6 protein-coding genes and 1 pseudogene are annotated in these 6,515 nt (G+C 55.9%); 4 read left to right on the top strand and 3 right to left on the bottom strand.

What is annotated here, in order from left to right; translation table 11 throughout:
- Positions 1-806, bottom strand: an 806-nt coding sequence (locus KH616_RS19750; protein WP_292249825.1) for a pyridoxal-phosphate dependent enzyme, incomplete at its 3' end; no start/stop codon positions are given.
- 100 nt (positions 807-906) lie between these two features.
- Between KH616_RS19750 and KH616_RS19745 the strand changes: the two are divergent.
- Positions 907-1,867, top strand: a pseudogene (locus KH616_RS19745) (LysR family transcriptional regulator).
- A gap of 140 nt (positions 1,868-2,007) precedes the next feature.
- On the opposite strand, the gene KH616_RS19740 reads toward KH616_RS19745, so the two are convergent.
- On the bottom strand, positions 2,008-2,355 hold the full coding sequence (locus KH616_RS19740) for a hypothetical protein (protein WP_292249824.1): 348 nt from the start codon (positions 2,353-2,355) through the stop codon (positions 2,008-2,010).
- A gap of 393 nt (positions 2,356-2,748) precedes the next feature.
- Positions 2,749-3,033 carry an MbcA/ParS/Xre antitoxin family protein gene (locus tag KH616_RS19735; RefSeq protein WP_292249823.1) on the bottom strand — a complete coding sequence of 95 codons (285 nt, stop codon included), beginning with the start codon at positions 3,031-3,033 and terminating at the stop codon, positions 2,749-2,751.
- A gap of 551 nt (positions 3,034-3,584) precedes the next feature.
- Here KH616_RS19735 and KH616_RS19730 point away from each other — a divergent pair.
- The 3 genes from KH616_RS19730 to KH616_RS19720 all read left to right on the top strand — a co-directional run bounded on the left by KH616_RS19730 (position 3,585) and on the right by KH616_RS19720 (position 6,419).
- Positions 3,585-4,010 (top strand): helix-turn-helix transcriptional regulator, encoded by a 426-nt coding sequence (locus tag KH616_RS19730; protein WP_366834939.1) that lies wholly within the window; start codon positions 3,585-3,587, stop codon positions 4,008-4,010.
- Positions 4,011-4,233: 223 nt separating this feature from the next.
- On the top strand, positions 4,234-4,872 hold the full coding sequence (locus KH616_RS19725) for a TnsA endonuclease N-terminal domain-containing protein (protein WP_292249822.1): 639 nt from the start codon (positions 4,234-4,236) through the stop codon (positions 4,870-4,872).
- Complete coding sequence (locus tag KH616_RS19720) at positions 4,869-6,419, top strand: DDE-type integrase/transposase/recombinase (RefSeq protein ID WP_292249821.1); 1,551 nt, start codon at positions 4,869-4,871, stop codon at positions 6,417-6,419. Before KH616_RS19725 ends, KH616_RS19720 begins: the two co-directional genes overlap by 4 nt.
- Positions 6,420-6,515 lie beyond the last annotated feature (96 nt).

Below are 6,515 nucleotides of genomic sequence, written 5' to 3'. Positions count from 1 at the left end.
GTCGCCAACGCAGCACCGCAAGCGGGCTCCACCAAGATGCGATGGTCGTCTAGAAAGCGCCTGCAAGCGTTCAGCGCATCATGGTCGCTGACAACAATGCTACGCACCGGATGCTGCATGGCCAACTCGAACGCGCGTGCGCTCACTTGCCGCGCACCTAGCGAAGTGGCCACGCTGGTAATCGCATCCAGTTCGACGCGTCGCCCCTGCTCGAGTGATTGTGCAAAGGAATCCGCGCCGATCGTTTCCGTGGCGATGACCGTCACGTCGTCCAAATTATTGCGACACAGTCCTTCCACTACACCGGAAAACAGACCGCCGCCGCCAACAGCAAGCACGACGGCATCCGGTTCGACTCCCGCACGGACAGCTTCGTCGATCAGGCTGGCATGTCCGTCCCAAAGCAGCGGGTCATCGAAGGGATGGAGAAACGCGTCTGCCGGACCGAGCATCGCCTGTGCCAGCGCATTCGCTTCATGCCACGCGTCACCATGAACGACGACTTCAGCGTTGTACTGCCGAATCAGCGCCTTCGCATGTTCGGTCGTGGTTTCCGGCACCACAACGGTTACCGGAATGGATAGCTGCTCGCCCGCATAGGCGACGGCAATGCCGGCGTTTCCGCCCGACGATGAAACGAAGCGGCGTTTGCCTTGCCTCGCGTATTCCTCGCATGCCAAGCCGATACCACGAATCTTGAACGAGCCGGGAGGTTGCAGGGCGTCGAGTTTGAGCCAGATCCGCCTTCCCGCCGCCCTGCTGAGCGGAAGGGATTCGAGCGTGGGTGTTTCAATATGCAGCGTCATGATGTTTTCGTCATCGGGGTCGGGTGGCTGAGTTGAGCGTCAGTGTAGGAAAGAACGAGGATTGCGATAATCAGCCCATTCTCCAAATATCCTTTGTGTCATGAGCACAAGTCAGATCATGGCCCTGATGGGCGAGATGGCGGTCTTCGTGAAGGTCGTAGATACCGGTAGCTTTTCCGAAGCGGCTCGCCAGTTGGGCACGACGCCCTCGGCGACCAGTCGCAGCGTCGCGAGACTGGAGCAGGCGTTGGGCACACGACTGCTCCAGCGCACGACCCGCAAGCTGAGGCTGAGCGAAAGCGGGCGGGCAGTCTACGCCGACTGCCTCGACATGGTGAATGCGGCCGAAAGCGTTCTTGCCAACTCGGGGCGTTTTCACGAGGAGCCGCAAGGCTTGGTACGAATTAGCGCGCCCAAGGCAGTTGGCCGCTTTGTCGTCCATCCGCATATAGCCTTTCCTGGTTCGCTATCCGGAAATAGACGTTCAATTGAAACTCGAAGATCGCTACGTGGATCTGATCGACGATCAAATGGACCTGGCCATTCGCATCACCGACCGACCACCGCCGGGCCTGATGGGGCGACATCTGCTAGACATCAAGCACCTGCTGTGCGCGACGCCACGCTATCTCGAAGAACACGGCATACCTCGGCATCCGCACGATCTCAAGCTGCATAGTTGCATCTATCTCGGCGAGCAGCCCGGAGACTCACGTTGGAAATTTCGCAAGGCCGGCAAGGTCGTTCACGTCCAGGTGCATGGACGCTACGCCGCCAACCATACTGGCGTGCGGCTCGACGCCGTACTTCATCACGTCGGTGTCGGCAGTCTGCCATTCTTCACGGCGAGTCATGCGTTGCGGCAGGGATCTATCATTCAGGTTCTGCCGGACTGGACGTTTGAGCCGAACTATAGCGGGCAAGTCTGGATACTCTATCCACCGACGCGACACTTGCTTCCCAAACTTCGTGTGATGATCGATTTTCTGGCCGAACGTCTGCGCGCTGCACCGGCGCCGAAATCGCCCATTCGCTACGAAGATCCGGAGATCAAAGCATGAGCGGTAGTCAAGGTTTTCATTTGGTGCGGCTGGGACAGGCCGCATTCGGCGATGTCGCTGGTTGCGTGAGCGCGGCGCCGGGCAGCCCGCTATTTCTGCGCACGACGGGTTGAATCCGCAACAGACAGCGGGCAGACTGATCAATGCTTGATCTGTTTCGACTCCAAGGCAGCGAGCGCGTCCATGAAGATCGTCTGCTGGGCCGGTAGCGTTCGTTCCGGAACATCGTACAGGCCCATGTCGCGGCTGCCGTGTTCCAGCTTCGCTTGATACAGCCGCACAGCTTCACATCGCGCGTCGATGGGTACGAGGAAGTATTTGCCGTTTTGGCTTTTCGTGGATTCGATGTCCTTGGCCAAGGCCTGTTCTTGCAGGTCGAACGGAGCGCCCATCGCCTGACCACGACTGCAACCTAGCAGCAGGTGCAGCTTGTCGAGCGAAATTTCGCCGGTGGACAGTCCGATGTCCAGCGCTTTCGCGGCGAACAACCGCCTCAACGACTGCAAAAGAACCTCGCGTTTTTCGAAACCCAGATCAAAGCTATCCGAGCAACCATATCGAGCGCATATCTCGATAAGGAGCTGCCAGAGGACTCAAGCGTCTATGACTTCGACACGGCTCTTAACGATCTCATGAAGCATCAGACGCAGGTCAACAAATTGGCGAACCGGAAAGCTGAAATTGCCGATGAGTTCAAATGTGCGAGAGACACGTACTGGACTCGGAAGAGACCACTTGCCATCCTGTTGAGTCAATTGCCGGAGACGGCGCAATGGGCGCTCTTTCGGGTCTGCTGCCCGGATTTGCGCGAGCCCTGCGATATCGAGCGACTCGGGGCGCCATAGCAGGTAGAGCCAGCTACGGCCGTATGCCAAATAGATCTACCAGTAGGCACCCATTTGCACGCTCACTAGCATCCTCGAAATTAGATCAACGCCATCGGATGTGTGAAGGTAGTCTGTCGGGCGTCTCCCACCGAGAGCAGGAATCGGTGAGTGCAGCCAGTCAACCACCCATGCTCGCGAGTCAAATTCATTAGGATTCCCGGATTCGTCAACCATCTTCTGCACCTGTGCAGTAAGCATGTCGATCACGGATGATGGAATATCGGGATTGGGACCAACTGACGATAATTCCGCACCGGTGGTCTCATTGATGTTGGTCATGCGCGCCTCGTGGTTGAGTTTCTGCGGATCGACAAAGATGCCGACTGTCGAAGCACACGGCTTGTAGCTTCAATTCTTCATCATGCTGGGAATTATGTTGCTAACTTTGCCGAAATCCTAGGCTTGAGGGCAACCGGGAGGGTTGAGACTGCTCGGGCGAAATCGTGTGCAAGCGGCGAGAAGAGCTTTCCTTCCGAATGACTGGGTTTACGCATTGTCCCCGGCGGGGCGTAGGCACACGGATGACTAGCTGCCAGGCTTGGATCGAACCGATTTCGAATCGCTGCAAAGAGCGAAGCTGTTGAGTCCTGTGTTGGGCTAAGTTCGGAATTTTGTGCGTTAGAGTAAACACTCTAACTGGCGCGGGGAAAATCCCGGATCCCTTTGTAGCACGCGCGTTCATGCATGCACCAGGGTCGCCGAAATTATCCTATCGTCGCGCGTATATCGTACAAAAAAGCGCTTTTAAATCAGCGGCTTGAGTTTGACTTCTGGAGCGGGGTCGCCATAACATCCCCCGGTGCTATGAACGTCTTCCGTGAGTTAACCCGTTGAGTCCCTTTTCCGAACGATTGCGCGCACTCCGGCTCCGCTACGGTGTCCGTCAGATGGATCTCGCGGAAGCGATAGGCTTCGAGCAAAGCTATATCTCGGCGATCGAGCTCGGAATCAAAGGGCCGCCTTCTATCGAATTTGTTGAACGAGTGTCCGCACACCTGCGGCTGTCGGACGACGAAGATTCGAGCCTGCGAGAGGCATTGCAGCTCTCCACGCGACACTTCTCTATTCCTCAAACGGCGTCAGCAGACGTCTTTCGCCTGTGTAGCGAGCTTTGGCGCGAGCTGGACAGGCTGACGGACACTCAGATCCGGGTGATTCGAGACGTGATCGCGTTGCGGCAGGAAATTGGACCAGGTGCGGACCGGCAGGTCATCGGTCGCGTCGTCAGAAGAGACAAGGAGAGCGCCAAAATGTAAAAAGCGAGACAAACCAGAAGGCTTGCTCGCTTTGAGGGAGGGCTGAACGCCACTCCGTGTTGGCGCTCGCAGTTTCGTCCAGCCCTCCCGACTCGTCAAGCCATCTCTCCTTCGATTGCACTAAGTTACCGCGCGATATTCGTGCGAGGGGGCGTTTTTACGCCTGAAAACGGTGCTATTTTTCCCCGCTCTCCGAGCGGGTTGGTCTCCTATTGCCTGCGAAATGGAAAAGACGATAACTTCACGAAAAGTGTTGACCCGTTCTGGACGGCGCGTTCGATACCTGTACCCATCCAAAAAGAACCGTGCACAAGTGCAGTGTGAATCGCGGCTTGAGTTTGATGCGGCCATGCACTTCGAATTTTCGACGAACATCAAGCGCTATCGCGAGCAGCCGGTACGAGTGACTTATCGTGACCGAGAGGGGGAAGTCCGCATTTACTTCCCGGACTTCGAACTGACGATGACAGATGGCACGATCGTTCATATCGAGATCAAACCATCTGCGAAGCTTCGGAATGCGGTGCTACGCGCTCGGATGGAAGACATCGCAGAGCATTACGCTCGTCTTGGTCTGCCGTTCCGGATCATGACCGAACAAGACTTTCGAACCGGGACGAGAATCTCCACGCTCGAGCATCTGACGTATCACAGCCGGCAGGTGCCATCCGGATTCCGGCTTTCGGAATTGATGGGGCGCCTCGCGGCCAGTCGGCCGCTCAATTTTGCAGCTGCGTGTTCAATCGCTGGAAGCCCACAGATGGTGATGCGATTGCTTGCTGCAGGCTATCTTGGATTCGACGAGAGGCAACGATTAGTCGATTCGTCGCCTCTCGAGGTGAGAGTGGAGGGGCAAACATGATTCGATTCACCTTCAAGAAGGGACTGGTACTCCGCGAAGGATTGCGTCGATGGACGATTATCAGTCGACCAGCCTTCGGAAAGCTAAAGCTGGAGTCGGATGAGAGCGAGCCTCGTACAATGAGCGACGACGAACTCTATCGTGCCGTCTTGTTCAATACGATGTCCATTGACGAGAGATGCCTGAATATCGATTCGAGCATTCTCTACACGGCCGTTCCGCGGGACCTCTCTACGTTTCCCAAGCATCATCAAGATACTGCGCGTTATCGTCACGAATACATGACGCGGCTTGTCCGCGATTTCACGAATACGAATGCGTGGATACAAGAGCAGGTAACAAAGATTGCTGCGGAGATCGGTGATCCGAAACCACCGTCCGTTGCAACGACCAAACGGTGGTGGCGGCGATACAGGCATACGAAATGCGTCACAACGCTGGTCGACAGGCGAACAAGGAGCGGACGGCGCCCCGGTGATGTCATACAGGCGCTCTTCGAAGAAGCAGTTAACGAAATCTATCTCGATCCTCAGAAGCTCACCGGACAAGACGTCTACGTTGAGCTCAGGGGAAAGATCAAGCGCTATAACGAAAATCGACCTTGCGAAAAGCCGCTTACTTGTCCAGTTCTGTCAACCATATATCGCTGGCTTCGGGGGTTGGAGCAGGACGTAGCCGACGAAGCTCGATTAGGCAAGAATGCTGCGAGCAGGAAGGCGCTGTGGGTACAAGGTACTGCGAAAGCTGATTTCCCTCTTCATCGCGTCGAGATCGATCATACGCCGTTGGATGTGATGGTCATCGATGCGTTAACGAACCTCCCGCTTGGCCGTCCATGGCTTACGGTAGCCATCGACAGATTTAGTCGCGTAGTACTCGGGTTCTATTTGAGCTTTCGAGCTCCGTCTGCTCATTCAGTTCTCCAATGCATCAAGCGTGCAATCTTGCCAAAGACGAGTTGGGACAAGGTTGTCGGATTGCATTGCGATCACCCTGGCTATGGTATCCCGTATCTGATCGCGGTCGACAACGGCATGGATCTGCATGCCTCCGCCGTGCAAATGGTGTGTGGCGAGATGGGAATCTCGATGCTGTATTGCCCGGCGGGTCATCCTGAATTCAAAGGAGGGGTGGAACGTGTGATTGGAACGATCCAACGCTCCTTGATACACAAGCTGCCCGGTACCGTTTTTGCCAGTGTTGACGAACGCGGAGATTACGAGGCGGAGAAGAAAGCGGCGATAGATCTAGACACACTTACCCAACTCCTCGTGAAGTGGATTGTGGACGAATACCACCAAACGCCGCATCGTGCGCTGGGAATGACTCCGGTTCAAAAATGGAAGCAGGGTCTTCCTGACGTAAAGATCGAACTTCCGGCGTATCCGCAACAACTTGACATTCTGACCGGAATTCCGGAGAGCAGAAGAGTCTGGGCGTACGGTGTCGAGGTCGACGGATTGCTTTACAGCAATGAGCGGCTCAGGACGCTTTTCAGCCGAGCTCGAAATTACCGGAAGCATGTTCAACTCAAGCGCTATGAATGAATCGACCAGATTTCTATAGCCACCTACGAGCCTGACAGACTGGCCTGTCGTTCGAACTCTACCGGAGAGACGCCACCATTAGAACTATGGCGTCGC

This window comes from Burkholderia sp., from assembly GCF_018375725.1.
Lineage (GTDB): Bacteria > Pseudomonadota > Gammaproteobacteria > Burkholderiales > Burkholderiaceae > Burkholderia.
The sequence above is the reverse complement of the archived record's forward strand: the minus strand, read 5'-3'. Positions and strand labels throughout refer to the sequence as shown.

Excerpts from the sequence above, each read along its gene's own strand:
- KH616_RS19735 (WP_292249823.1), bottom strand. The coding sequence starts at position 3,033 with ATGACCAACATCAATGAGACCACCGGTGCGGAATTATCGTCAGTTGGT.
- KH616_RS19725 (WP_292249822.1), top strand. The coding sequence starts at position 4,234 with ATGGAAAAGACGATAACTTCACGAAAAGTGTTGACCCGTTCTGGACGG.
- KH616_RS19720 (WP_292249821.1), top strand. The coding sequence starts at position 4,869 with ATGATTCGATTCACCTTCAAGAAGGGACTGGTACTCCGCGAAGGATTG.